This is a genomic window from Oceanobacillus caeni, from assembly GCF_042678465.1.
Lineage (GTDB): Bacteria > Bacillota > Bacilli > Bacillales > Amphibacillaceae > Oceanobacillus > Oceanobacillus caeni.
In genome coordinates this window covers 74,318-99,275 of the sequence record NZ_JBHTKV010000001.1, presented here as the reverse complement: position 1 = coordinate 99,275, position 24,958 = coordinate 74,318, and the positions used below count along the sequence as shown (strand labels likewise).

General features: G+C 34.9%; 25 protein-coding genes. 16 read left to right on the top strand and 9 right to left on the bottom strand.

Annotated features, from left to right (window positions below; all coding sequences use genetic code 11):
* The first annotated feature begins 110 nt into the window (after positions 1-110).
* Positions 111-668, top strand: coding sequence for a cupin domain-containing protein (locus ACFQ18_RS00510; RefSeq protein ID WP_047184668.1), 558 nt, complete (start codon positions 111-113; stop codon positions 666-668).
* Between the two features lie 97 nt (positions 669-765).
* Positions 766-1,701 (top strand): hypothetical protein, encoded by a 936-nt coding sequence (locus ACFQ18_RS00505; RefSeq protein ID WP_060667553.1) that lies wholly within the window; start codon positions 766-768, stop codon positions 1,699-1,701.
* A gap of 40 nt (positions 1,702-1,741) precedes the next feature.
* Here ACFQ18_RS00505 and ACFQ18_RS00500 read toward each other — a convergent pair whose 3' ends face one another.
* The gene (locus tag ACFQ18_RS00500; RefSeq protein ID WP_204797621.1) at positions 1,742-2,206 is read right to left on the bottom strand and encodes a hypothetical protein; all 465 of its coding nucleotides are present in this window, start codon (positions 2,204-2,206) and stop codon (positions 1,742-1,744) included.
* An 86-nt stretch (positions 2,207-2,292) separates the two neighbouring features.
* On the bottom strand, positions 2,293-2,943 hold the full coding sequence (gene trhA / locus ACFQ18_RS00495; protein WP_047184666.1) for a PAQR family membrane homeostasis protein TrhA: 651 nt from the start codon (positions 2,941-2,943) through the stop codon (positions 2,293-2,295).
* Positions 2,944-3,081: 138 nt separating this feature from the next.
* Between trhA and ACFQ18_RS00490 the strand changes: the two genes are divergently transcribed.
* The 11 genes from ACFQ18_RS00490 to ACFQ18_RS00440 all read left to right on the top strand — a co-directional run bounded on the left by ACFQ18_RS00490 (position 3,082) and on the right by ACFQ18_RS00440 (position 14,620).
* Complete coding sequence (locus ACFQ18_RS00490; RefSeq protein ID WP_047184665.1) at positions 3,082-3,642, top strand: DUF1836 domain-containing protein; 561 nt, start codon at positions 3,082-3,084, stop codon at positions 3,640-3,642.
* Positions 3,643-3,672: 30 nt separating this feature from the next.
* Positions 3,673-4,728: a M42 family metallopeptidase gene (locus ACFQ18_RS00485; RefSeq protein ID WP_204797620.1), complete on the top strand. Its 1,056-nt coding sequence runs from the start codon at positions 3,673-3,675 to the stop codon at positions 4,726-4,728.
* 59 nt (positions 4,729-4,787) lie between these two features.
* Entirely contained in the window at positions 4,788-5,777 is a 990-nt protein-coding gene (locus ACFQ18_RS00480) for an LLM class flavin-dependent oxidoreductase (protein WP_060667551.1), read from the top strand.
* Between the two features lie 249 nt (positions 5,778-6,026).
* Positions 6,027-6,380, top strand: a complete 354-nt coding sequence (locus ACFQ18_RS00475) for a lmo0954 family membrane protein (protein ID WP_047184662.1) — start codon at positions 6,027-6,029, stop codon at positions 6,378-6,380.
* A gap of 18 nt (positions 6,381-6,398) precedes the next feature.
* Positions 6,399-7,034, top strand: a complete 636-nt coding sequence (locus ACFQ18_RS00470) for a PspA/IM30 family protein (RefSeq protein WP_047184661.1) — start codon at positions 6,399-6,401, stop codon at positions 7,032-7,034.
* Between the two features lie 87 nt (positions 7,035-7,121).
* On the top strand, positions 7,122-7,850 hold the full coding sequence (gene liaF / locus ACFQ18_RS00465; protein WP_047184660.1) for a cell wall-active antibiotics response protein LiaF: 729 nt from the start codon (positions 7,122-7,124) through the stop codon (positions 7,848-7,850).
* A complete protein-coding gene (locus ACFQ18_RS00460) occupies positions 7,847-8,890 on the top strand; it encodes a sensor histidine kinase (protein WP_047184659.1) in 1,044 nt (347 codons plus the stop codon). The genes liaF and ACFQ18_RS00460 overlap by 4 nt, the downstream gene beginning before the upstream one ends.
* Positions 8,883-9,515: a response regulator transcription factor gene (locus tag ACFQ18_RS00455; protein WP_047184658.1), complete on the top strand. Its 633-nt coding sequence runs from the start codon at positions 8,883-8,885 to the stop codon at positions 9,513-9,515. Before ACFQ18_RS00460 ends, ACFQ18_RS00455 begins: the two co-directional genes overlap by 8 nt.
* Positions 9,516-10,095: 580 nt before the next feature.
* The gene (aceB, locus tag ACFQ18_RS00450; RefSeq protein ID WP_204797619.1) at positions 10,096-11,691 is read left to right on the top strand and encodes a malate synthase A; all 1,596 of its coding nucleotides are present in this window, start codon (positions 10,096-10,098) and stop codon (positions 11,689-11,691) included.
* 2 nt (positions 11,692-11,693) lie between these two features.
* Positions 11,694-12,971 carry an isocitrate lyase gene (gene aceA, locus ACFQ18_RS00445; protein WP_204797618.1) on the top strand — a complete coding sequence of 426 codons (1,278 nt, stop codon included), beginning with the start codon at positions 11,694-11,696 and terminating at the stop codon, positions 12,969-12,971.
* Positions 12,972-13,219: 248 nt separating this feature from the next.
* Positions 13,220-14,620, top strand: a complete 1,401-nt coding sequence (locus tag ACFQ18_RS00440; RefSeq protein WP_047184655.1) for a C40 family peptidase — start codon at positions 13,220-13,222, stop codon at positions 14,618-14,620.
* 111 nt (positions 14,621-14,731) lie between these two features.
* On the opposite strand, the gene ACFQ18_RS00435 is transcribed toward ACFQ18_RS00440, so the two are convergent.
* From ACFQ18_RS00435 to ACFQ18_RS00405, 7 genes are all read right to left on the bottom strand, one after another.
* Entirely contained in the window at positions 14,732-15,166 is a 435-nt protein-coding gene (locus ACFQ18_RS00435; RefSeq protein WP_204797617.1) for an SH3 domain-containing protein, read from the bottom strand.
* Between the two features lie 82 nt (positions 15,167-15,248).
* Positions 15,249-15,596 (bottom strand): fluoride efflux transporter CrcB, encoded by a 348-nt coding sequence (crcB, locus tag ACFQ18_RS00430; RefSeq protein WP_047184653.1) that lies wholly within the window; start codon positions 15,594-15,596, stop codon positions 15,249-15,251.
* Positions 15,597-15,992: a fluoride efflux transporter CrcB gene (gene crcB, locus ACFQ18_RS00425; RefSeq protein WP_240473188.1), complete on the bottom strand. Its 396-nt coding sequence runs from the start codon at positions 15,990-15,992 to the stop codon at positions 15,597-15,599.
* Positions 15,977-16,390, bottom strand: a complete 414-nt coding sequence (locus tag ACFQ18_RS00420) for a Fur family transcriptional regulator (protein WP_204797616.1) — start codon at positions 16,388-16,390, stop codon at positions 15,977-15,979. The genes crcB (ACFQ18_RS00425) and ACFQ18_RS00420 overlap by 16 nt, the downstream gene beginning before the upstream one ends.
* Positions 16,387-17,241 (bottom strand): metal ABC transporter permease, encoded by an 855-nt coding sequence (locus ACFQ18_RS00415; RefSeq protein ID WP_204797615.1) that lies wholly within the window; start codon positions 17,239-17,241, stop codon positions 16,387-16,389. Before ACFQ18_RS00415 ends, ACFQ18_RS00420 begins: the two co-directional genes overlap by 4 nt.
* 15 nt (positions 17,242-17,256) lie before the next feature.
* Positions 17,257-18,012 (bottom strand): metal ABC transporter ATP-binding protein, encoded by a 756-nt coding sequence (locus ACFQ18_RS00410; RefSeq protein WP_204797614.1) that lies wholly within the window; start codon positions 18,010-18,012, stop codon positions 17,257-17,259.
* Positions 18,013-18,035: 23 nt separating this feature from the next.
* Positions 18,036-18,992 carry a metal ABC transporter solute-binding protein, Zn/Mn family gene (locus tag ACFQ18_RS00405; protein ID WP_052771675.1) on the bottom strand — a complete coding sequence of 319 codons (957 nt, stop codon included), beginning with the start codon at positions 18,990-18,992 and terminating at the stop codon, positions 18,036-18,038.
* A gap of 271 nt (positions 18,993-19,263) precedes the next feature.
* Here ACFQ18_RS00405 and ACFQ18_RS00400 point away from each other — a divergent pair, with 271 nt between their 5' ends.
* The 3 genes from ACFQ18_RS00400 to ACFQ18_RS00390 all read left to right on the top strand — a co-directional run bounded on the left by ACFQ18_RS00400 (position 19,264) and on the right by ACFQ18_RS00390 (position 24,782).
* A complete protein-coding gene (locus tag ACFQ18_RS00400) occupies positions 19,264-21,651 on the top strand; it encodes a 3-hydroxyacyl-CoA dehydrogenase/enoyl-CoA hydratase family protein (protein WP_204797613.1) in 2,388 nt (795 codons plus the stop codon).
* Between the two features lie 12 nt (positions 21,652-21,663).
* The gene (locus ACFQ18_RS00395; protein ID WP_047184648.1) at positions 21,664-22,839 is read left to right on the top strand and encodes an acetyl-CoA C-acetyltransferase; all 1,176 of its coding nucleotides are present in this window, start codon (positions 21,664-21,666) and stop codon (positions 22,837-22,839) included.
* A 158-nt stretch (positions 22,840-22,997) separates the two neighbouring features.
* Positions 22,998-24,782 (top strand): acyl-CoA dehydrogenase family protein, encoded by a 1,785-nt coding sequence (locus ACFQ18_RS00390; RefSeq protein WP_204797612.1) that lies wholly within the window; start codon positions 22,998-23,000, stop codon positions 24,780-24,782.
* Positions 24,783-24,958 lie beyond the last annotated feature (176 nt).

Genomic DNA, 24,958 nt, shown 5'->3' with positions numbered 1-24,958 from the left:
TATAACATTAAATGCTAGATGCGATTTTCTGAAAAAAATAATACAAAGTACATTTTGGTATCTGTAGCATAGGATAGGATGACATGAATTCAATTGGGGGAGTGTTTCAGATGTATTATTATCCTTATTTTTATCCAAATCCGTTTTACGTTAATCCACATGGATACTATCATGCTAGACAGCCAGTAAATATGCCACTGCCTTATGGAAACATGTATGATTATTCGTTTAACCCAAACATTAAAATAGAAGACAGGATAATTAAAGATCATGGGAAACAGCCTTTTTCTTTAGATATTGAGGATGCTACGAAAGAAAATGATACATTTCGAACAGCAATTTGGACAGGGGAGCATTTACAAGTCACCTTGATGAGTATACCCGTAGGAGAAGATATTGGATTGGAGAATCACCAAACAACAGACCAATTTTTACGCTTGGAAGACGGGAAAGGCATCGTTCAAATGGGGAAACAAAAAGATCGCTTGGATTATAATGTTAAAGTTTCTGACGATGATGCAATCATGGTTCCGGCTGGTTTTTGGCATAATATCGTGAATATTGGTAACAAGCCATTGAAATTATATTCTATCTATGCACCACCTGAACATCCATTCGGGACTGTTCACCAGACAAAAGAAGAGGCTATGCATGAGGAACATGCTTAGATTGGTAAAATCCTGCCGTGTATATTGGCGGGATTTTTTAAATGAGTATGAAACTTTTAAATAAGTTCGTTCGTATAATAATGGAGGGGGATTTTAGATGATAGAAGAAAAACTTAACCAAGAACTAATGGAATTAAAAACGAAAATGAGAAAAAAGAAAAAGTGGCAATTACAAATTGTAGATTATGAAAATGAACTTACGGCAATTGAAGAAAATATATCATTTCTCTCCAATCAATTAAAGGAAGAAGAAAAAGATGTGGAAAAGTTAGAGGGTTTAAGTTTTTCCAATTTGGTCCAAACCTTGTTAGGCAATAAGGTAGAAAAACTGGAAAAAGAAAAACAGGAAGTCCTTACTGTTCAAATCCAATTAAACGAGGCAAAGAAACATAAAAAGGATGTTGAATTAGAAATAAGTAATCTTCAATACCGTATTGAAAAAATGGGAGATGTAGAATATCGTTATAACGAAATTTTTACTAAAAAAGAAGGAATCATTAAACAAAGTGCATCTTCCACTACATTATTTGAATTTAGTGAACAGGAAGAAGACTTAAGAGCATACATAGAAGAATTAGATGAAGCTTTAATAGCTGGAAATAAAGCGAAAGCTGACCTCGATATTGCAGGAGATTCAATAGATAATGCTGCGACATGGGGAGTATTCGATATGTTTGGAGGTGGTGCAATATCTGGGCTCTTGAAACATAGTAATATGGATGAAGCTATGGAAGCTATTAACCGTGCACAAAAAAGCTTACGTAAGTTTCAAAAGGAATTATTAGATGTAGAAGCGGATTTAAATATTTCGATAGATATTTCAAGTATGTTGAAATTTGCCGACTTTTTCTTGGATAATTTCTTCACTGATTATTTGGTTCAAGAAAGAATTAATGAATCACAGGATCAAATTAGTCAAAAACAGTTAGAAGTAGGTCGAATCGTTGAAAATATAAAAGAACAGATTCATTTAAAAGAGAATGAACTTGAACAAGTTGTTCTAGACCGTAGACGATTTGTAGAAGATTTTTAAAAGGGGAAAGCGTTGGTAGATAAACCAACGCTTTTGTAACTTATTTGATATTCTGTAAAGGGAATTCTGCTGATACTTCAACTCCGTCTAATATGAGTAATGTTGAATCTAGCGCATGTTTTTTTACTTTAGCAAAATTTGCTCCGTTCTTTATTTGGTAAGATACGTAAAAATAAGACTCGCTGTTCGGTTCGAAAAAGCCTCTACTGCCACTGCTCAAAGAAAGCATTTTTTGATGTTTTGTATTCTCTTCCATTTCCATTAAACCAGCTAGTTCTTCATTAGGCTTAACTACTAGTTCAATTCCGTATGGATGGCTTCCTGGGTAATCAAATTCGCTTTTAATAGGTTCGTTTCCATTATTTTTAATTTCAAAGTCGTAACGCAATTCATGGTTTGCCTCATCGACCGTTGTTTCAATTTTTGTAATCTCTAGGTTCTCAGTGTGATCAAAACCCGTTAGAAAAATAAACAAAAAGACAATAGGGAATAATACTTTTTTCATAAATAGCCTCCTAGGAAAACTGTTTCTTACTAGTATTTGGAAAAGGAGAACTTTTATGCAAAAAAAACACGCCATATTAAGGCGTGTTATAAAACGTATGCATAGATGCAAATAAAGTGAAAGAGACTTCCAAACAAAATGAAAAGGTGAAAAATCTCATGAAATCCCCAATTTTTAAATTGAAGGAACTTTGGTTTAAATCCGTATATAAGTCCGCCTACTGTATAAAAAGCACCACCTAAAATGAGAAAAGTCATTCCACCAATACCTAATCCAGGTGCTAATTCTCCGGTGAAAAAGACAACAAGCCATCCCATTCCTAGGTAAATCGCAGTAGATAGCCAACGCGGGGAGTGGAACCAAGTTAATTTAAACGTTACCCCTAATATAGCAAGACCATTTACGATAAAAAACAATATCCATCCAAGTTTCGTTCCTTGTAGTGTAATTAAACAAAATGGAGTGTACGTCCCAGCAATAAGAACAAAAATCATGGAATGGTCAATTTTTCTTAGGAAAGCTATAACACGGTCTTTAGCTATTACCATATGGTATGTAGCGGATGCCGAGTATAATAAAATCATACTTACCCCAAAAATAATAACAGCTGTAGTGACGAGCCAAGAACCGGAAGTAATTACTGCCTTTACAATCATTGCTACCAAACCAAAAACTGCTAAAATTGCTCCAATTAAATGGGTCCATGTGTTAATAGGTTCCCGTATATAAGAATTCATTTACTTATTCCTCCACTTCAACATGTAGTTTCGAAAACTATATATCAATCATACACGTATTGTTATCATGTAGTCAATGTTTTACTAAATAAAATATTTATTTTATAATAAAAGAAAATACAATAGGGGTTTATTATAATGCAAAATATAGATGAACTATTAGAAAAACTATATCTGGATACTCAATTAACAATAGAGGAAATACCTGATATAGATTTATATATGGACCAAGTGATTCAGTTATTCGAAAATAAGTTTTCCCAAACGAAGCGGAATGATGAAGAAAAAATACTTACCAAAACAATGATTAATAATTATGCTAAGGGTAAGTTATTTTTCCCTGTAAAGAATAAAAAATATTCAAAAGAACATATCATGCTTATCAGTATGATCTATCAAATGAAGAGTTCGTTATCTATAAATGATATCAAGAAAACATTGTCACCATTAAATAAAAAAGTTTTAGCAGAAGAGTTTTCTTTGGAGGATGTATACAATACTTATATTACTTCTAATGAGAAAAATGTGGAGCAATTTAAAAATGATAGTTCAGATATTTACAAAGAGATAGAAGATAAAATGATGGATGATAAGGATGAAGAGTATTTAAGAAAACTTCTGCTAGTTGCATCTTTTACACATATGAGTAATTTATTTCGAAGGGCCGCGGAGAAAATAGTGGATGAAATAGAAGAATAAAATCATTCTAATATTAAAGGAGTGGAAAAAATGAGTACATATCCAAAAGTTAACGAAACAAAGGAATTAATCAAGGAACTTGTTTCTATCCCAAGTCCATCTGGAAATACCGCTAAAGTCATACAATTTGTTGAGGAATATTTGAACAGTTTAAACGTAGATACAAAACGAAATCGGAAAGGTGGGTTAATTGCTACTATCCCTGGTAAAGTAGAAAATGAACATCGGATGTTAACAGCTCATGTTGATACATTAGGTGCTATGGTAAAAGAAGTAAAAAAGAATGGCAGGCTTCGTTTAGATTTAATTGGTGGATTTCGCTACAATTCAATTGAAGGAGAATATTGTGAAATTCACACTACAACAGGAAAGAAATATACAGGAACTATTTTGATGCATCAAACTTCTGTGCATGTATATAAAAATGCAGGAGAAGCGGAGCGTAATCAAAAAAACATGGAAGTTAGAATTGATGCGAAAGTGAAAAATGCAGATGATGTACGTGAACTAGGAATTGAAGTTGGAGATTTCGTTTCTTTTAATCCTCGAATAGAACTTACCGAAAATGGATTTATTAAGTCACGTCATTTGGATGATAAGGCAAGTGTGGCTATACTTCTTCAATTAATAAAACGGATAAAAGAAGAAAGTATTACTCTTCCATATACAACCCATTTTCTTATTTCTAACAATGAAGAAATAGGCTATGGAGGTAATTCAAATATTACCCCAGAAGCAGTGGAATATTTAGCAGTGGATATGGGTGCAATGGGAGATGGACAATCTACAGATGAATATACCGTATCCATTTGTGTGAAAGATGCAAGTGGTCCTTATCATTATGAATTAAGGAAACATCTTGTCAGGTTAGCCGAGGAAAATAATATCGGTTATAAGCTAGATATTTATCCATATTATGGTTCAGATGCTTCTGCTGCGATTCGTTCCGGATATGATATTGTACATGGATTAATTGGACCTGGGATTGATTCCTCTCATGCTTTTGAGAGAACCCATGAAGATTCATTAAAGGAAACAGAGAATTTGCTTTATCATTATGTACAATCTAAAATGATTTCTATATAAAAGACAAGCGGACTTACCAGTGTGGTAGGTTCGCTTTTTCATAAAGAGGTGGATTACAAATGAAATTAAGTATATTAGACCAGTCCCCAATTTCTAAAGGAAAGACTCCGAAAGACGCTTTAGAGGCATCCATTGAACTTGCCAAACTGACTGACGAACTTGGTTACCACCGTTATTGGGTAGCAGAGCATCATGATTTAGGCGGTTTAGCGTCACCGGCTCCAGATATCTTATTAGGAATTATTGGTTCGCAAACAGAACAAATCCGCATTGGTTCAGGTGCAGTATTGTTACCAAACTATAGTCCCTATCATATTGCTGAAAGATATAATGAACTTGCAACATTGTATCCAAATAGGGTGGACTTGGGACTTGGAAGAGCACCTGGTGGATCCGCAGAAGTTTCGATAGCACTTGCTGGAAACTTTTTAGAAAAGGTCCGGATGTATCCAAAATTAGTGGATGAAGTTATTCTTTTTTTACATCAAGATTTTCCAAGTGATCATATGTATGCGAAAGTCTCTGCAACTCCAGTACCAAAAACACCTCCAGTACCATGGTTATTAGGAACGAGTAATAAGAGTGCAAAGTTAGCGATTGAAAAAAGGTTACCATTTGTGTTTGGTCATTTTATGAGTAATGAAGATGGACCATCTATCGTCAAAGAGTATATGAAAAATGTTCTTAATGGGAAGTCTAATGTGATTGTTACCGTTTCTGCGATTTGTGCAGAGACGACAGAAGAAGCGGAAGAAATAGCAATGAGCAATTATTTGTGGAAAATATTACAAGACAAGGGAGAAGGAAAAGAAGGTGTTCCTTCCATTGAAGAAGCTAAAGCATATCCATATTCATTGGAGGAAAAGGAAAGAATAGAAAGAATGAAACAAAACCAAATCGTAGGGAATCCTTCTCAAGTTCGGGAGCAACTAGAGAACTTACAATCCGAATATGAAGTCGACGAATTAATGATTGTAACTATTACCCATAGCTACGAAGCTCGAAAAAAATCGTATCAGCTCTTGGCAGAGGAATTTTGTTTGGCGTGATCCTAGATAAAACAATTATATTTTAATGAAGCTTGGATAATTTGTGTATCCAGGCTTCTTTTAATCGACCTGATGAGTGCCGGAACACATCGTAAAAATCAACACACTGCAACTCATACATCCAATACATTTAAACACAAGTATTACCCCAAATACGCCTCAAGTCCTATACAAAAATATTCCTCAGGATCATTAAAAGAAAACGTAAATTTCGTTATGATGGAATCAAGATAAGGAAGGAGGAAAAATATGAAAAAATTTATGTTGTTTGCTGGAGGATTGGTTGCATTACTACTTCTTTTGGCAAATCTTGGATCAATGGTTTTATTAGGACTATCCGTTTGGTTGCTATACATTGTCTTCAAGAAGTTTGTTAGAAGTGAGTCAATTTTCGGGAAAATAGGTTGGGCTATTTTAGGCCTAATTATCGCTAGTATCGCCTTTTCCAATTTATATGCGGTAATTGGTTTGGTCGCAGCCTACGCATTGTATGTAATATATAAAAATTGGAACAAGGAAGACGATGACCCAGTAGTTCGTGTGATAGAAGATGATGATCCATTTACAAACTTTGAGCGCGAGTGGGCAGAATTAAATAAATAATTAAAGGAGCGGATTTTAATGGCAAATATTTTTACAAGAATTAAAAATGCAGTGGAAGCAGACTTACATGATGTTTTGGATAAAAAAGAACAGAAGAATCCGATTAAAGCTTTGAACCAATATTTACGTCAAGCCGAACAAGAAACGGAAAAAGTAAGAAGATTAATTGATCGTCAATACAAATTAAAAGAAGAGTTTACAAAGGAATTTGAAAAAGCAACTCATTTTGCTGAAAAACGCTTAAACCAAGCGAAAGTTGCTGAAAAGGCAAATGAAGTGGAAATGTTCGAATTTGCGATGAAGGAACACGAAGAATACAAAAATCGTGCAGACCGAATGAAAGTTTCCAAAAATGAAGCGATAGAACAATTAGATAAGCTAGAGCAAAAATATGAAGAAATGAAACATCGCTTAAAAGATATGCATTTAAGAAGAATGGATTTAATGGGTCGAGAAAATATTGCCCATGCTAACCATCAAATTAATAAAGTAATGCAACATTCAGCTGAAGAACCATATTCAAGATTCTCAGAAATGGAACGTTATATTGAAGGGCTAGAGTACAAAGTGAATCAATCTTATTTCCGAAGTACCTTTGATGGTAAAATAGACAAGCTAGAAAAGGAATTAAAAGAAAAAGAGATGGAAATATAATATTCATACAGTTATTGGTAAATCATGGTATAATACAGGCGTAACTTACGCCTGTATTCGTATATAATGAAAAGAGGAGGGGATAAAATGTTAAAACGTTTTCGTACAGATACATTTAACTGGATTTTAATTATCGGTCTTATCCTCCTCATTTTTGAAATTATTTTTTTCCATGGTGGAGCCTTATTTCAAGTGTTTTTTTCCGCCTTGTTTCTGTACATTGGTTGGAAAAACTTTTACAAACTATGGGGGAAAATTCTATTTTGGATTTTCCTAATTAGTTTTATATTTTCGTTATTTAATATTTTAGCCGTTCGATTCTTGATTGTGACGGTACTTGTTTTATGGATTCTTGATTATGCCAAAAAGAAAAAAGAGGATGAGTTTATAACACCGACACTTCCAGGAGAAGAAGTGAAACAAGGTACCATCATTCAAATGGAGCCGTTATTTGATCACACGTTATTTGAGGATCAAAAAACAGAAGAAACTGCTTATGGCTGGAGAGATATTAATATCCATAGCGTTTTTGGGGATAAAATAATCGATTTAACGAATACCGTTTTACCAAATGATACAGCCGTTATTTCGATGAGGCATTTTATGGGGAATATTGAAATCTATGTCCCTTATGAAGTAGAAGTTAGTATTCATCATAGCTCAGTTTTTGGTCGAGCTCATATTCTTGGTGAACATCATTGGAAACTAATGAATAAATCATTATTCTATCAGACGGAAAATTATGGTCGGTCTTTTCCTAGAGTAAAAATTATCACCTCAATCTTTTCTGGAGATATTGAGGTGAAGCGAATATGAATATTATTATTAGGCATATATTTACTTCTGTATTGTTTTCCATTTTACTTTCCGCTGCAATTATAAGTATAACATTCCTGTTTTTTCCTTTAAAAGAATGGATGCTGATTTGGAATGAAAAGCTTGGTAGTGTATCTTATTTACTTTGGATTATCGGAATTACCATTGTAACGGGGATTATTTTTGGCGTAACGATTGGAGTATATTGGAAACAACGGGTTTATGAGGTCGAACGTGATTTAGATGAATTAATAAAAGGGAAAAAACTTGCGATGTCTGATGACTCATATAGAGAAATGGAACAGGTAAGACATAAAATGTATGAGTTACAAGAAAAAATGAAGAAACAAGTAGAGTTGTCCCAGCGTTTGGCAACCGAACGAACAGAGGAAAGAGAGAAAGGTTTGCAAGAAATTGTAGAACAGGAGAGGAATCGTTTGGCAAGAGAGCTTCACGATTCTGTTAGCCAACAATTATTTGCATCTTCCATGATGATGTCCGCTATAAATGAATCTAACCCACCAAGTGACCAAAAGATGAAAGATCAATTACGAATGGTAGAAAAAATGATTCATCAGTCCCAATTAGAAATGCGAGCATTATTATTGCATCTTCGACCGGTCGCACTAAAAGGAAAAACATTACAAGAAGGCATAGAGGAGCTATTACGTGAGCTTACACAAAAAGTACCAATGGAAATCACGCAAAAAATAGAACAGTTCCCAATGGATAAAGGAGTAGAAGATCAGCTATTCCGTATTCTTCAAGAGTCTTTGTCCAACACCTTAAGACATGCGAAGGCGACGAATTTAAGCGTATTGTTAATCGTAAGAGATGAAACGATTATTTTTCGTGTAGTTGATAATGGAGTGGGATTTGATATGGAAAGTATGAAAACAGGCTCTTATGGATTACAAAATATGCGTGAGCGTGCTTATGAAGTTGGTGGAACCTTTAAATTAGTTAGTTTACCAAATCAGGGGACACAACTAGAAGTAAAAGTACCTATATTAGAAAAGGTGGAGGAACAAAATGATTAGAGTATTGTTTGCGGACGATCATGAAATGGTTCGTATCGGAGTTTCGTCATATCTTTCTGCCCAATCTGATATCGAAGTGGTTGCTGAGGCTGATGATGGAGCTCCCGCAGTAAAATTGGCACTAGAACTTAAACCAGATATAATTTTGATGGATCTCGTAATGAAAGAGATGGACGGTATAGAAGCAACGAAACAGATTATTCAAGCGTGGCCAGAAGCGAAAATAATTATTGTTACGAGTTTTCTGGACGATGAAAAAGTTTACCCTGCATTAGAAGCTGGTGCAACAAGTTATATGCTAAAGACATCAAAAGCAGATGAAATTGCAAAAGCAATACGTGCAACGTACGAAGGGCAATCCATATTGGAACCGGAAGTAACGGGGAAAATTATGACAAAAATGAGGAACAAAACTAAAACCGAATTATTTCATCAATTAACAGATAGAGAAATGGAAGTTTTGTTATTAATGGCAGAAGGAAAATCAAATCAAGACATTGCGAATGAGTTGTTTATTTCGTTAAAAACAGTAAAAGTACATGTTAGTAATATTTTAGGAAAATTAGAAGTACAGGATCGCACGCAGGCTGTTATTTATGCGTTTAAACATGATTTAGTGGAGTAGAAGGGTGGCTTTTATATAAGTCCGCTTTCTACTCCCTTTTATTTTACATTTTTTAAATAATCATCCATTAAGTGCAGTATTTCAATATTCCGCCTCAACTAAGAAAAATAATTTTCAAATAATTTTAAAAAAAGGGGTTGATTTTTTTGAAATTATCGAATAGACTGTATTATAACAACAAATGATAGTTGAATAACTGTTATATAAGAGAGGTGAAAGTAATGGAGAAAGTCAACTGTCCAGAGTGTGGAAAAGAAGTAGATGCAAAAAGTTATGTAATGGTTTGTGATTATTGTCTTTCCAAAAGAGAGGACTAATTTTTTTGAATATGATGTTATACAACAGATATGATATAGATTATGTGTGATATAACATTAATGATTGGAAATATAATGGGGATTAGGGGTGTAAAAATGGAAACAATTTACTGTCCAGAATGTGGAAAAGAAGTAGATGCAAAAAGCTATTCAATGGTTTGTGATTATTGTCTTTCCAAAAGAGAAGATTAATTTTTTTGTATAAATTGTTATATAACAATTTGGTTAAGTTGAATTTATGCTATAACAAAGGAGAGGGAGTTATGCTAAATACTTCAGAAATAAAAAGCAATCAGAAAAACAGATTTGGAGAAATTCTTACACCAGAGGCAATGGAATTTATCGAGCAGCTTCATTATCATTTTGATGAACGTCGAAGGGAGTTGTTAAAAAGGCGTGAGGAACTACAACAGAAGTTAAATCAAGGTATGACACTTGATTTTCTTAAAGAAACAGAAAGCATAAGAAATGGTAATTGGGTGATTAATCCTATTCCAAAGGATTTACAAGATCGCCGGGTAGAAATAACAGGACCAGTTGACCGAAAAATGATTATCAATGCTTTAAATTCAGGAGCTAAAACATTTATGGCAGATTTTGAGGATGCAACCTCACCAACTTGGGAAAATATGATGCAAGGTCAAATTAATTTAAGAGATGCCATTAGACGTGAAATAGATTTTACAGCAAATAATGGAAAAGATTATAAATTGAATGAGGAAACAGCGGTATTAATCGTTCGTCCAAGAGGATGGCATTTAGAAGAAAATAATCTTCACTATGAAGGTAGACCGATGTCTGGTAGTTTAGTAGATTTTGGACTTTATTTTTATCATAATTCGAAAGAGCTACTACGTCGGGGAAGCGGACCATATTTTTACCTACCTAAGTTGGAAAACCATTATGAAGCAAGATTATGGAATGACGTTTTTGTTTACGCGCAAAACCATCTTGGAATTCCACAAGGCACTATAAAGGCGACTGTTCTAATTGAAACTATTACCGCTGCGTTCGAAATGGATGAAATATTATATGAACTAAAAGAACATTCAGCGGGGTTAAATTGTGGAAGATGGGATTATATTTTTAGTTTTATAAAAAAGTTTCAAAATCATAAGGATGTTATTTTTCCCAATCGTTCTATTGTAACAATGGAAGTTCCATTTATGAGGGCTTACTCATTGCTAGCAATTAAGACTTGTCATAAGCGAAATGCTCCGGCAATCGGTGGGATGGCAGCACAAATCCCGGTAAAAAATGATGAGCAAGCGAACAGTGTTGCATTTCAAAAAGTTCGAGCTGACAAAGAAAGAGAGGTAAGGGATGGTCATGATGGTACGTGGGTTGCTCACCCAGGAATGGTCGAACTTGTAAAGGAAATATTTAATGAAGGAATGCCGACTCCAAATCAAATTTTTAATAAAAGAGAAGATGTAGAGGTAACGGCTGAAAAGTTATTGGAAGTTCCTACAGGAGAAATTACCGAAGAAGGAGTTCGAACAAATATTAATGTAGGGATTCTTTATACAGCTGCGTGGTTGAGTGGTATGGGTGCTGTACCTATTAACAATCTAATGGAGGATGCAGCGACAGCAGAAATCTCAAGAGCACAAATATGGCAGTGGATAAGACATCCTAAAGGAAAAATAGGTAATAAAATAGATATTACGGAGCAAATGGTTGCAACGTTAATCGATGAGGAACTGATGAAAATAAGAGAGCAAGTTGGAGAGGATGCATTTACAACAGGAAATTATGAAAAAGCTGCAACTATTTTTAGTGAATTGGTTATGCAAGAAGAATTTGCAGAGTTTCTAACAATACCAGCATATGAACAGTTAAATAATGAGGGGGAATAAAAATGGAAATGAATCGGGCGGAAAAATTAAAAAACGATTGGGATACAAATTCTAGATGGAGAGGAATTGAAAGACCATATACTGCAGAAGATGTTATTCGTTTACGGGGTTCTATAGATATAGAACATACATTAGCAACTCGTGGTGCAAATAAACTTTGGGAATCTATTAATGGGGAAGGATATATCCACGCTTTAGGGGCACTAACTGGAAACCAGGCTGTTCAACAGGTTAAAGCGGGATTGAAAGCTATATATTTAAGTGGGTGGCAAGTAGCTGCAGATGCAAATATGGCTGGACAAATGTATCCAGATCAAAGTCTATATCCAGTGAATAGTGTACCTAATGTTGTAAAGCGAATAAATCAAGCATTGCAACGTGCAGATCAAATTCATAGTGCAGAAGGAAATGAAGAAATTGATTGGTTTGTGCCGATAGTAGCTGATGCGGAAGCTGGTTTTGGTGGTCAATTGAATGTATTTGAATTGATGAAGTCTATGATTGAATCAGGTGCATCAGGTGTTCACTTTGAAGATCAATTATCGTCAGAGAAGAAATGTGGTCATCTTGGTGGGAAAGTATTACTTCCAACTCAAACAGCAGTTCGAAATTTAATTGCAGCAAGATTGGCAGCTGATGTAATGGGGACACCAACAATTATTATCGCAAGAACAGATGCAAATGCTGCAGATCTAATAACAAGTGATGTGGACCCTTATGATGAACCATTTTTAACAGGAAGTCGAACAACAGAAGGATTTTTCCGTACCCGTTCAGGAATTGACCAAGCGATTTCGCGTGGTCTAGCGTATGCCCCATATGCTGATCTGATTTGGTGCGAAACTTCTGAACCGAATATTGAAGAAGCACAAAGATTTGCTGATGCAATTCATGAAAAATATCCAACTAAACTATTAGCATATAATTGCTCCCCTTCATTTAATTGGAAGCAAAAATTAACAGATACGGAGATTGCTAGTTTTCAAAATAAATTAGGAGAAATGGGTTATAAATTCCAATTTGTAACACTTGCTGGATTTCATGCATTAAACCATAGTATGTTTGAATTAGCGAGAAAATATCGCGAAGAAGGAATGGCTGCCTATTCTGAATTACAGCAAGCTGAATTTGCAAGTGAACGTTATGGATATTCTGCTACAAGACATCAACGTGAAGTTGGTACAGGGTATTTCGATGAAGTTGCACAAGTAATCTCAGGTGGGACTTCCTCCACTACTGCACTACAAGGCTCCACCGAAATGGAACAATTTTCAAGTTAATTAAATAGATAACAACGGTATTCGCAAAGAAATAAGAGGGATACCGTTGTTTTTTTTATAGTATTATCGATTTCTGTCGCTTTTGAAACATAATTGTAACATTAATATAATATGTGTGAAACCTTTTGATGTTATACTACGACATGTTGAATATGAAAGATTTATACATATATAATAGAAAACTTGTGATAGATTTATAGAAAAAAATATGAAATTACTTGAATGGTAAAGGAAGCGGGGAAGTAAGATTGAAAAAAACAATGATAGCATTGTCTACGGTTGCTGTAATTGGCTTTAGCAGTCCAGCATTATTAAATACGGTTCATGCAGAAACCAAAGCGGAATTAACTGTAAAACAAGAAGAAATTCAAAATCAACGTGGGGATCTTAAAGCAAAGCTTTCAGATGCAGAAAGCCAAATTGCAGATGTCCTATTTCAATTAAATGATTTACAAGAAGAAATTGATCGTGTAAATCGTGCATTAGAAGAAAATCAAGGAAAGATGAATAAGACGGAAGGGGACATTTCCGCAACAGAAGAGAAAATAAAAGGATTGGAAGATGAAATTGCTAAGCTTGAGGAAGCAATTGAAAAACGTTATGATATTTTGAAAGAACGTATGAAATCTTATCAACAATCTGGTGGTTCTGTTAATTATTTGGAAGTTATTTTTGGCTCAGCCGACTTTTCAGATTTTGTTAGTCGAGTGAACGCAGTATCAAAAATTACAGAATCTGATCAAAATTTAATAGATGCACAAGAAAGAGATAAACAAAAAGTTGAAGAGAATAAAAAATCCTTAGAGGACGAGCTTGAAGGATTAAAAGAGAAAAAAGAAGAATTAAAAGGTATGCAAGAAACAATTAATGAGCAAAAAAGTCAAAAGGAAAGTAAAGCAAAAGAATTAAAAAATGAACAACAAAAATTAGAAGATCTAAAAACAGAGTTAAACTTGGAAGATAATGAATTGGCTTCACTTGAAGCAGAAGTAAAAGAAAACATGCAAACAATAACAGAACCGGCAAAAGAGACTCAAGTTGCAAATGTAAGTTCATCATCCAGTGAACAAGTTACAACTCAAAGTCAAGAAAGTAAATCTAGCGAGCCATCCAGTAAATCTGGTGAATCATCTAGTAAATCTAGCGAACCATCCGGTAAATCTGACGAATCATCTAGTAAATCTAGTGAACCATCCAGTAAGTCTAATGAATCATCTAGCAAATCAACAAAATCAGAAACAAGTAGTAAGCAGGGCGACTCAAACACAGATACAAAATCAAGTGGAGGCATTCAGGCAGCTATCAATGCTGGGTTTGGTCATATAGGTACTCCATATGTATGGGGTGGTAAAGCTCCAGGTGGTTTTGATTGCTCCGGGTTCGTATCATGGGCATTTGCACAAGCAGGAATATCTATTCCATCAAGTACATCTGCGTTACAAAGTGTAGGTACAAAGGTTTCTTATAGTGAAGCACAACCTGGTGATTTAGTATTTTTTGATACGTATAAAACAAATGGACATGTTGGTATCTACTTAGGTGGAGGTCAATTCATCGGTGCACAAAATTCCACTGGTTTAGACGTAGCAAATATGTCTAGTGGATACTGGAAAGATCATTTCTCTGGACATGTTCGACGAGTAAGATAAAATTGTAAAACAAATAGAAAAACCACCTAAATGAGGTGGTTTTTTTATTTGTGAAAGATAAAAGTTCATATGAAAAGAGTTCTAGAGATACTCATTCTCTAGAACTCTTGTTTATACTTCTTCATCTAAAAATTTACTATTTACAAATCCTGTAAAGTCATCGGTTGTAATTTTAACCCAGCCCTCATCATTATCGATATTTTCCGCTTTTACTTTTTGATTTAATGTAACAACGCCTACAATCTCACTGTTAGTGTTTGGGTCACTCCTAACATTTAATAAATCCACGTTCACGTACTTTGTAGTTGGCATAGTTTTATCTTGGTCTTCTTCCGTAGAGACATCATTATCTTTATCCACTTTTTCTACATCTTTTACGTTTTCTTTCCTTTTGTCTTTGTTGTCATTTAAATTTATATTTTCATTCGTTTCCGCTGTTGCAAAATCAGGATTTAAAAAGTTATGCTGCATAATAATAACGAAGGCGATGAAAGCGATGGTTAGTATAAATAATAAAAATGTCAAAAAACCTCGTTTTTTATTCATATTACTTCTTCTCCTATTACATTTTTCTACCAAGAATAGTATACATCAAATAAAAGATTAGTTGAAGTAAAACTCTAATTCTTTAATAGGTTATGTAACGGACAATGGAAACAAGAATGAAAGAGACACTTAACGTAGTAAAAACATATAGGAAAGCTATTTTGTACTTTTTGTCGAAAATTAATTCTAATGTTTCATTACCAAAAGTGGAGAATGTCGTGTACGCTCCACAAAAACCTACACCTAATAAGGCCCAAATCGAAGCGGTTATTTGGCCATTCACATGTAGGTAGTAAATAAATGCTAGTAAAAGAGATCCGGAAATATTGGCAATCCACGTCCCTATTAAACGTTTCCCGGTTATTTGTGAGATATAGAATCTAAGAATACTACCAAAAAATCCCCCTAAAGCAACTAAAATAATATTCATTTATTTCATATCCTGCCTTTTATTTGCTAATTTAAAGCCCACATAACAGCTTAGTAAACCGCCGAACATACTTAAACCTACATATAAGATGCTTAGCACGGCATTTTGTTGCCACAATTGAATGGTTTCTAATGCAAAAGTGGAATAAGTAGTAAATGCTCCAATTACCCCAGTTGTAAGGCCAGTTAAAAATTCTGGAGAAAGTTTTTCTTTAATGGATTGGTGTTGTAATAAAAATGATAAAATAAAGCAACCTAATAGGTTAGCAGCTAGTGTGCCGATTGGAAAGTTTTCAAAGTAAGAAAAAGCGGATGAGATTCCATATCGACTAACTGCACCAATCATTCCTCCAATCCCAACCGCTATATATAATTTTCTATTCAATTGTTTTGACAATTTGGACACAATCCATATATTTCGAATTTATGACCTTCAATTGCATAGTTAGCCAAAGATTTCTTGACATCCGCCATAGGACACACATCAATTGCTTTTGTGCGCCCACATTCATTACAGATAAAATGGTGATGATGATGCTTAGCACAGTTCATACGAAAATGCTTCTCCCCATTTAATTCCGTCGTCTCTAATATGCCCATTTCTTTATACAAGTGAAGGTTCCGATAAATGGTATCAAAGCTCACTGTCTCGTTGTCGTTTTCTAGATGTGTAATTAAATCCTTTGCAGTTCGATAACCATCTTGTTCAGAAAAATAGTCTAAAATATCTTTTCTTTTGCCTGTTGCTTTAAAGCCATTATGTTTCAAGAGATCTATTGCTTCGTTTACGTTCATTTGATTTCCCTCGCTTTTACAGCTTTAAAAAACTTTAACCGTTTCATTCCGATTGAAATTAATAAAATAAGGATAGATACCATCACGATTGTTCCACCGGGTGGAATGTTTAAATAATAGCCTGATATTAAACCTATAATAATAGCTAATTCACCAAATAGGATGGATAATCCAATCATTTGTTTAAACCCTTTTGCTATGCGCATTGCCGCGGCTACTGGTAGTGTCATAAGTGCTGATACGAGTAATACCCCAACAATACGAATGGAAGCGGCAATAACTAGGGCTGTTAAGACAATAAATAATAAATGAATAGTTTTCGAGTGTAACCCAGATACAGTTGCATGCTCTTCATCAAATGATAAGGTAAATAATTCTTTATAAAATATAGTAACCATAAATACAACAAAAATAGAAATGGTTACAATCATCAAAAAGTCACTTCTACTAACAGCGGATACAGAACCAAATAAATAGTTAAATAAGTCGTTATTAAATCCGTTAGCTAACGCGATAAAAATAACACTTAAACCAACACCGCCTGATAGAATAATAGGAATTGCGATTTCTTGGTATGCCTTATATACACTTCTCAGTCTCTCGATTAGAATGGAACCAATGACGGAGAAGATCATCCCCCCAAGTAATGGACTAAAAGAAATAACAAGTAATTTTTCCAACATTAATCCAAAAGATATTCCTGCAAGCGTTACATGTGAAAGGGCATCGGCGATTAGGGATAGCCTTCTTACTACAATAAAAGTTCCTAGTAAGGGGGCAATAATACCAATTAATAACCCAGTTAAAAATGTATAACGTAAAAAATCATATTGAAAAAAATCAGCTAACAAGGCGACGCCTCCTTTCTAATGGTTATGTTCAACGACATGAACTGGGTAACCGTAGAAATTAGATAGTTCCTTCTCTGATAAGGAATGGTATTCTTCCGGTTTACCGTGAAAATGTAATGTTTTATTGAGACAAACAATATCGGTAGCATGTTCAGTCATTATACCAGTATCATGCGTAACCAAAAGAAGCGTGATGTTTCTCTTTTCATGTAGTTGGTGTAATAAGTCATAGAAACGCCTTACGTTTTCATAGTCAATCCCGACCGTTGGTTCATCTAATATTAATAATTCCGGATCACTGACAAGTGCTCTAGCAATAAAGACACGTTGTTGCTGTCCGCCTGAAAGATTCCCGATATTCTGGTACGTGTATTCTGACATCCCAACTTGATCAATAGCATGAAGTATTTTTTCTTTATGTTTTTTATTCATAAATTTAAAGTAGCCAATTTTAGCAGTAAGTCCAGTTGAAACAACTTCAAAAACAGTTGCAGGAAAGCCACGGTTAAAGGAGTTTGCTTTTTGGGATACGAAGCCGATTTTACTTCTTCCTTTAAATTTACTAACAGGTTCTTCATAAATATTGATTGTACCTTCATCAGGCTTTAATATACCAAGCAATAATTTAATTAAAGTTGTTTTTCCGCCACCATTTGGTCCGGTTAACCCCATAAGGGAACCTTGGGGTATTTCGAAATTGATATGATCAAGAACTATTTTATCTTCATAAGCATACGTAACATTTTTCATTGATACTACTGGTTTTCCCAAACGAACACCTCCTAACAATTTATTTAGCTAGTTACTTGATTTAAGGTTGCTAGATTTTTCTTCATTAAAGTTAAATAATCTTCATGATTTCGAATGTCTTCATCCGTTAATACGGCTAAATTATGAATGACTGCTGTTTCCGCGCCGATTTCTTGTTGAATTACTTCAGATAAACGATTAGAAGAATTTTGTTCAAAAATAATGTATTTTAATTTACTCTTTTTTGCTTGATTAATGATATTGGTTAACTCTTTTTGTGATGGCTCACTACTAGAAGATAGCCCATTAATGGCAATTTGTTGGATACCGTATCTTTCTTTCCAATATCCATACGCTGCATGTGTAACTAAAATTTTATTATTTTGTTTGTCTTTAAGCGTGTTTTTAAAGTCCTGATCTAGTTCCAGTAAATCCTCTTCTAATTTTGCAAAATTTTTATTATAAAGTGATTCTTGTTCTGGATTTAAATTAATCAGTTCTTGCTTAATAATATTGGACATTTCTAACATGCGGATTGGATCAATCCATATATGAGGATCATGATCACCATGATGATGTCCATCATGATCCTCATTTTGTTCTGCATGTTCGTCTCGTTCTTCAGATTCCTCTACATGAAAGAGTTCTTCATGTTTACCTAATTCTATTAGTGCCACATCTTGATTACCTAGCGCATCAGCAGCTGTTTCCGCAAATGCCTCCATTCCTGCACCTAAATAAAAAAATGCATCACTTTTAGCAATATTTGTTATATCTTTTGAAGTAGGTTCGTAGGAATGCGCATCTACTCCCGGAGGATAGACGGATTCTACTGTAACACTATCTCCGGCAATCCTTTCAATCGCATATTGAATAGGATAGAGTGTCGTATATACTTTGAGGGATTCATTACTTTTTGTTTCTGATTCATTATTAGAATTACATCCAAACATGGTTGCTGCGATAATAAACAATAGGATAAATACCTTACCAATTCTCATTTAATTTGTCTCCTCTGCAACTAAAATACTTAAATATAATAACGTAATGATTCCGATTTGTAAATAAGAATGATTACGATTATGATATCTTTTTTGAATAAGTTGCGTCTTTTAAGTCCAATGTTTACAGTTATCACCATTTTTAATGAATAAACTTATTGCGAAATATCAGAATATAGTATATAGTGTAAATAGGAAAATAAGTAATTGATATTTTTTTTGAACTTAAAATGAATGAGTGTTCACTCAGTATTTCGAAGGGGGATGAAGTATGAATTACAAAGTAAAGAAAGCTGCAGTTTTAGGGTCTGGTGTAATGGGTTCTGGTATTGCTGCGCATCTTGCTAACAATGGAATTCCTGTTTTAATGCTTGATATTGTTCCCAGGGAATTAGCTAATGATGAAGAAAAGAAAGGCCTAACACTGGATCACCCGGCTGTTCGAAATCGCTTTGCAGCAAATGGTAAAAAAGCGTTATTAAAGCAAAAACCTTCACCTATTACATCGAAAAAAAGTCTCGACTTAATTGAAATAGGTAATTTAAATGATGATTTAAAAAAATTATCTGAAGTAGATTGGATTATTGAAGTTGTTCTAGAGAACCTTGAAGTAAAAAAGGATGTTCTCTTAAAAGTAGATCAGTACCGGAAATCTGGATCAATCGTATCCACTAATACATCTGGTATTTCTGTAAATGCAATGATTGCAGACTGTTCAGATGATATGAAAAAACATTTCTTAGGGACACATTTCTTTAACCCGCCAAGATACTTGAAATTACTGGAAGTTATTCCAACGAATGATACAAAACCAGAAGTTTTAACCTTTATGAAATCTTTCGGAGAAGAATTTTTAGGAAAAGGTGTAGTTGAAGCGAAGGATACACCTAACTTTATAGCCAATCGAATTGGAACACATGGATTACTTGTCACGGTTAAAGAGATGTTAAAGAGAGGGTATAGTGTTGGTGAAATTGATTCTGTTACAGGACCAATGATTGGCCGACCAAAAAGTGCAACATTCCGAACATTAGATGTTGTTGGTTTAGATACTTTCATCCATGTTGCTCGAAATGTATATGACCATGTAGATGGAGATGAGAAAGAGGTTTTTGAAGTTCCTAAATTTATGCATCAAATGAATGAAAAAGGTTGGATTGGTGCTAAGGTAAATCAAGGATTCTATTGGAAAAAAGGAAAAGAAATTTTGGAAATCAACCCTTCAACGCTTGAATATGAGGAAAGAAGGAAGCTAAAAACGAAAGTAACAGAGATGGTAAAGCAACAAAAAGGTGTCAATAAAAAGTTGCAGACACTTCTGAATGCTCCGGGAGACAAGGCTAGTGATTTAGTATGGGCTATTTTAAAACCAACATTACTTTATTCAGCCGAACTAGTTGGAGAGATTTCTGATGATATTGTAGCGATTGATCAAGCAATGAAATGGGGATTTGGTTGGGAAGTAGGCCCATTTGAGACTTGGGACGCAATAGGACTAAGAAAATCGGTTGGTCGAATGCAAAAGGAAGGGGATACAGTTCCTAGATGGGTACTTAATCTATTAGAAGATGGATATGAATCCTTTTACAAATATGATAGTCATGAAGATTACTTCTATGATCAAGGAGAATATAAACTCCTTCCTCATAATAAAAAGGAAATTAATATTCAACGATTAAAAGAAAGTAAAGGTGTCATTAAACATAATCCAGGTGCAAGTTTAATAGATATGGGTGATGGTGTTGCATTACTAGAATTTCATTCGAAGAGTAATGCTTTAGGAATAGATTCGATACAGATGATTCATTCCGCTATTGAAGAAGTAGAAAAAAATTATGAAGGACTTGTTATCGGGAATCAAGGGAGAAACTTCAGTGTCGGTGCAAATTTAGCACTTATGCTTATGGAAGCACAGGATGATAATTTTGATGAACTTGATTTAGTCATTCGCCAATTTCAAAATATAGGAATGAAAATTAAATATAGTGAAAAACCAGTAGTTAGTGCTGTGTTTAATATGACGTTGGGTGGTGGCGCAGAAATAGCTTTACCTTCTACCTCTGTTCAAGCATCTGCCGAAACGTATATGGGACTTGTCGAAGTTGGAGTTGGTTTAATTCCTGGTGGTGGAGGAACGAAAGAACTTTATTTGAAACAATTACGTCAAATCCCTGAAGGTATATCAATTGATTTAGGTAAGGTAGCGAATGATGTTTTTGAAAAAGTGGCTACTGCTAAAGTTTCGGCATCTGCAGCGGAGGCATTTGAAAACGGATTCCTTGGTAATGGCGATAGTATAAGTGTGAATTCAGACCATCTCTTATATGATGCGAAAGAAAAAGTATTAGCTTTATCTAAGACAGGATATAAAGCGCCAATTCGTGAAAAGATTCCTGTTGTTGGGGAAGCAGGATATGCTGCTATGCTGATGGGTGCTAAATCACTTCAATATGGGGGCTATGCATCTGAGCACGATATTAAAATCGCGGAAAAATTAGCCTATGTTTTATCAGGTGGACGTATAAGAGAAGGAAGTACCATTGATGAGCAAGTAATGTTGGATCTGGAAAGGGAAGCGTTTTTAAGTTTAATTGGAGAGCCTTTAACTCAAGCAAGAATGCAACACATGCTATTGAAAGGTAAGCCACTACGTAATTAAGGGGGCGGTAAAATGAAAGAAGCTGTTATTGTTTCAGGGGCGAGAACCCCTGTGGGAAAAGCATTTAAAGGTTCCTTAGCAAATACGAGACCTGATGATTTGGCGGCATTAACTATAAAAGAGACATTAAAACGTGCAGATGATTATGATGGAAACATAGATGATGTCATTATCGGTTGCGCCATGCCAGAGGCTGAGCAAGGTATGAATATGGCCCGCAACGTAGCAGGGTTGGCTGGTTTAAGTCATGATGTTCCAGGGGTAACGATCAATCGTTATTGTTCATCAGGTTTACAGTCAATTGCTTATGCTGCAGAAAGAATTATGGTTGGAGCAAGTGATACGATTATTGCTAGTGGAGCAGAATCGATGAGCTTAATACCAATGGGAGGACATGTGATTAAGCCAAACGTGAAATTAGTAGAGAATGCACCCGGGTATTACATGAGCATGGGTCATACAGCCGAGGAGGTAGCAAGTCGTTTTGGCATATCTAGAACTGACCAAGATGAGTTTGCGACAAGAAGTCATGAACGTGCTGCTAAAGCTATTCAAGAGGGACGCTTTACAGATGAAATTGTTCCTGTTGATGTAAAGGAACGTGTTTTAGGAAATAACAATAAAATAGATGAAGAATCCTTTACGTTTAAAATCGATGAAGGAGTGAGACCGGAAACGAGTGTAGAAACGTTATCCAAGTTACGTCCAGCTTTTAAAAATAAAGGGACTGTAACAGCAGGTAATTCCTCACAAATGAGTGATGGAGCTGCTTCCGTTTTAGTAATGGATCGGGAAAAGGCAAAATCAATTGGATTAACCCCAGTTGTTAAATTCCGCTCCTTTGCGGTTGCAGGAGTTGAACCTGAAATTATGGGGGTTGGCCCCGTAGCAGCTATTCCCAAAGCATTACAAATTGCAGGATTGGAATTATCTGATATAGGTTTATTTGAATTAAATGAAGCATTTGCTGCACAAGCAGTACGCGTCATTCATGCTTTGGACTTAGATATCGATAAAGTAAATGTCAACGGTGGGGCAATTGCTCTTGGCCATCCACTCGGCTGCACTGGTACAAAATTAACCCTAACCTTAATGAATGAAATGAAGCGTAGAGATGTTCAATTTGGTGTCGTTACCATGTGTATCGGTGGGGGCATGGGGGCAGCCGGTGTATTTGAACTTTTATAGGATGTTCAAAAAGTACGGTAAAAATGACATGCCCCTGCAAAAGGGGTATGCCGACGTTGGGCGCAAAGCCGCCTTGAACTTCTCGGTCCTTTTTATCCTCCTTTTTGAACACTCAATTTTATAAAAACTAGTAATCTATTTTAGAAAGGATGAAGAAAATGAGTGAAACAAAGGAAAAATTATTTAAAGGTGGAGCATTTTTAACAGAAGACTTAACAAGTGACGATGTTATAACACCAGAAGATTTCAATGATGAACAAAAACTGATTGCTAAAACAACACATGATTTCGTTGATAAAGAGGTATTACCAAACATAGAAGAGTTAGAAAATCAGAACTTCGATTTAAATAAAAATCTTCTTAAAAAGGCTGGAGAATTAGGTCTACTAGGAGCTGATGTCCCAGAAGAATATGGTGGATTAGGTTTAGATAAGACAAGTTCTGCTCTAATTACAGAAGAATTCTCAAGAGCTGGTGGTTTTTCCCTTTCTTATGGTGCACACGTAGGGATCGGTTCTCTTCCAATCGTATTTTTTGGTAATGAAGAACAAAAGAAAAAGTACTTACCAAAACTTGCAACTGGTGAACTAATTGCAGCATATGCGCTAACAGAATCTACATCAGGGTCAGATGCATTGGGAGCCAAAACAACCGCAGTTTTAAATGAGGCTGGAACACATTATGTATTAAATGGCGAAAAACAATTTATTACGAATTCTGCTTTTGCTGATATATTTGTAGTCTATGCAAAGATTGATGGAGAACACTTCAGTGCCTTTATCGTTGAACGAGACTATCCGGGAGTTTCTACTGGTGTGGAAGAAAAGAAAATGGGAATTAAATCATCCTCTACACGAACGCTAGTTTTAGATGATGCACAGGTCCCAGTAGAGAATCTTTTAGGTGAAAAAGGGAAAGGACATAAGATAGCCTTTAATATTCTTAATGTTGGAAGATATAAATTGGCCATTGGCGGAATTGGTGGGGCAAAAGATGCACTTGAAGCTAGTGTGAAATATGTAAATGAACGTAAGCAATTTAATACGAAGATTTCTAGTTTTTCTTTAACACAGGAAAAACTCGCTACGATGGCTGCAAGTATCTATGCTAATGAAAGTTCTGTATATCGTACAGTTGGATTATTTGAACAAAGAATGGGAGCCTTAACAGATGAGCAATTAAATGATGGAAGGGAAGTAGCTGCAGCTATAGCCGAATATCAAATAGAATGTTCATTAAATAAATTTACGGCTACAGAAGCATTGGATTATGTAGTAGATGAAGCAGTTCAATTACATGGTGGAAATGGATTTATTCAAGAATATGCAGTTGAAAGAATGTACCGTGATTCAAGAATTAATCGTATTTTTGAAGGAACAAATGAAATTAACCGATTGATTGTACCTGGAACTTTATTGAAGAAGGCGATGAAAGGTGAATTACCTTTAATGCAACAAGCTCAAGATCTTCAAGAAGAATTAGTAACGAAGATGCCTGAACAGGTTGGAACTGGTACATTGGAACAAGAGAAATACTTACTTAAAAATGCGAAGAAAATCGTATTGTTTGCTGCAGGGTTAGCTGTTCAAAAATACCAGCAAAAGATTGAATTTGAGCAGGAAATCCTTGTGAACTTGGCAGACATGGTTTCCGAGGTTTATAATATGGAAGCGGCTATTCTACGGACAGAAAAGGCAATAAAAAAATCCGGGGAAGCAGCTAATAACCAAAAACTTCTTTATACACAAGTGTACGTACAAGAAGCATTTAATCGTGTGGAAGCTGATGCGAAAGAAACGATTATCGCTGCCAGCGAAGGAGATACTTTACGTATGATGTTATCTTCCTTACGTAAATTAACACGTCACAACCCAATTAACGTTGTAAAGAAAAAGCGTGAAATTGCCGCTAAAATTATTGAAGAAGAAAAATATGTAGTTTGATTTTGAAAGAAAAAGATATGATTCCCGAAGTATAAAGGGAATCATATCTTTATTTGTTTTTCAGGTTGAGTTGTACTGATCTTCTGCGAGTGAATACAGATAACTTGGTATGAATGCTATAGTTCCTGTTTGATTCTAGTAAAGTCTATCTATCGCCAGTGATAAGTCAAACTAAT